Source organism: Mammaliicoccus sciuri (assembly GCF_002901825.1).
GTDB lineage: Bacteria > Bacillota > Bacilli > Staphylococcales > Staphylococcaceae > Mammaliicoccus > Mammaliicoccus sciuri.
Map to the genome: position 1 here is coordinate 51,987 of NZ_PPQD01000034.1, position 2,426 is coordinate 54,412.

Here is a 2,426-nt window from a genome sequence, read left to right on the forward strand (position 1 = left end):
ACAAAGGTGTTCAAATACATTTAAATGCTTCAGTTCAAAATTTAGTAGAAAAAGATAATAAAACAATTTTAACTATAAATAATGAAGAACATGAATATGACGGTGTAATCGTTACAATACCACACCAACATTTCGTTAAATGGTTTAAAGATGACCTTAAATTGGATTACTTTAACTATATGCCTTCAACAAGTGTTGCAACAGTTGTTATGGCATTTGATAAGGATCAAGTCGTTAATGATAAAGATGGAACTGGATTTGTAATCGCAAGAACAAGTGATACAGCCATCACAGCTTGTACATGGACAAATAAAAAATGGCCGCATACAACACCAGAAGGAAAAGTCTTATTAAGAGCGTATGTAGGTAAACCAGGCTCAAATATTATTCATCATAAAGACGAAGAACAATTGAAACAAGTCGCTCTAAATGATCTGAATAAAATCATGACTATAAAAGGAGAACCAGAATTCTCTATCGTAACGAAATTACCACACAGCATGCCTCAATATGAAGTCGGTCATATCGATCGTATTCGAGATATACAAGAACATATCGATCAGAATTATCATAACCTTATCATAACAGGTGCATCATTTGATGCAGTCGGATTACCAGATTGTGTACAAATGGCTAAGAACGCTAGTGACAAGATGATAGAGTATTTGAATTAAATAGTAGTAAGTAGATAGTGCGCGGAAGTGCATGGAAGAGGATGGAAGCGTATTGAAGCGGGACAGAAATTCTAATTTAACATTAGAATTTCTGTTTTTTTGTTGTTGGAGTAGGTGAGTGAGGAAGATAGATCAGCTTGTAATTATCAAGAGCAGAGAAACAAGATAAATAGGAGGTCTGAATTTATCAAGACAGGTGAAACAAGATAAATAGAGGCGTTGTATATATCAAGACTGAGTAAACAAGATAAATAGGAGGTCTGAATTTATCAAGACAGGTGAAACAAGATAAATAGGAGGTCTGAATTTATCAAGACTGGCTAAACAAGATAAATAGAGGCGTTGTATATATCAAGACTGAGTAAACAAGCAACATATCAGAAGTAATTTAGATACTAATTAATAATTAGAATATAATTTTGGTTATCGATTTGCTTTATTCCATTCCATATAGAAATATGAATCTTCTTGCTTAAAAATTTTAAATCCACATTTTTTATATGATTTAATAGCCCTAATATTATTAATTTTTACATCTAATACAATTGAATCCACATTAAGTTCTAATACTAAGTAATTTAATATCATTTTTATGAATTCTGTACCTATTCCATTACCCCATATAGAGCGATCTGCTAAAAATTGGTCAATACCATATACATTAAGTTTTAAATCAAAATTTAACTTTTTATGTAGAGAAGAATCAATTTTATAAAACTGCATATACCCGACTGCAACATTATTAATCTCTAAAATACAAGGTGTTACTTTACCAGGATCATTTATACGTGGTAAGTATTTTTTTATAATTGCATTATTATTTTCAAATCTTTCATCATAAAACTTTGTTAAATCTTTATTGTTAAACCATTTTATTAAATTAGATAAGTCACTTTGTTCCATGTTTCGTATTGTCATATTCTTATTTTTAATTAACATAAAATTTCATCCTTTAAAAATTGGCTGATAACTAATTCACTTAAATAATAATGTAGGTTTTAATGAGTTATTTTCATAGTACATTTAAGTTGTAATAATAACAATGTTATTCCATCCAAATAAGAATTACTTTAATTAAAACCAAGAAGTATATTTTAGCAAAGATCAAATCGATAAATGTAGCAAGGTATCTAGTAATTATATATTAAACAAGCTAAAACTAAAAATTAAATAAAAGCTCTGAACAATTAAAAAATGTCATCTAACAATAATTGAGCACTGAATTATGTAATAGGGGGGACAAATATATAAATATAAGATTAGTAAGTTTCAAGTTCGATTAAATTAGAAAAGGTGTCAACTTACAATTAATATTCAAGTATGGAAAAGTTACTTTATGATCACTTTTTTCTATAAAAATCATGAATAAATAAGACTTCTAAAGATAAAAAGAGGGGGTTTTGAATGATTATTTCTCCCTTTAGTGACAATTGTCACATAGATGTTAAAAGTTCAAATTTTTTATTAAGAAAAGTAAAGAAATAGCATTGACGTTCTTTATATTTCTATATATACTTAAGTAGTTCTCAATTAGAGGCCCCTTGGTCAAGCGGTTAAGACACCGCCCTTTCACGGCGGTAACACGGGTTCGAATCCCGTAGGGGTCACCATTTTTTAATAAAAAATTATTAAAATTTTATTGACATAATATTAATGAATGTGTTATATTAATAAGGTAGCCAAATTACTTATTATTAGCGCGGGATGGAGCAGTTCGGTAGCTCGTCGGGCTCATAACCCGAAGGTCGGTGG

General features: G+C 29.6%; 2 protein-coding genes and 1 tRNA gene. 2 read left to right on the plus strand and 1 reads right to left on the minus strand.

The features are described 5' to 3' along the window. Nucleotides 1-674, plus strand: a 674-nt coding sequence (hemG, locus tag CD035_RS14190) for a protoporphyrinogen oxidase (RefSeq protein WP_229412549.1), incomplete at its 5' end; no start/stop codon positions are given. A gap of 423 nt (nt 675-1,097) precedes the next feature. On the opposite strand, the gene CD035_RS11675 is transcribed toward hemG, so the two are convergent. After that, nucleotides 1,098-1,613, minus strand: a complete 516-nt coding sequence (locus tag CD035_RS11675; RefSeq protein WP_048539856.1) for a GNAT family N-acetyltransferase — start codon at nt 1,611-1,613, stop codon at nt 1,098-1,100. Nucleotides 1,614-2,209: 596 nt separating this feature from the next. Here CD035_RS11675 and CD035_RS11680 point away from each other — a divergent pair. After that, a tRNA-Glu gene (locus CD035_RS11680) sits at nt 2,210-2,284 on the plus strand. Nucleotides 2,285-2,426: the final 142 nt, after the last annotated feature.

Excerpts from the sequence above, each read along its gene's own strand:
- CD035_RS11675 (WP_048539856.1), bottom strand. The coding sequence starts at position 1,613 with ATGTTAATTAAAAATAAGAATATGACAATACGAAACATGGAACAAAGT.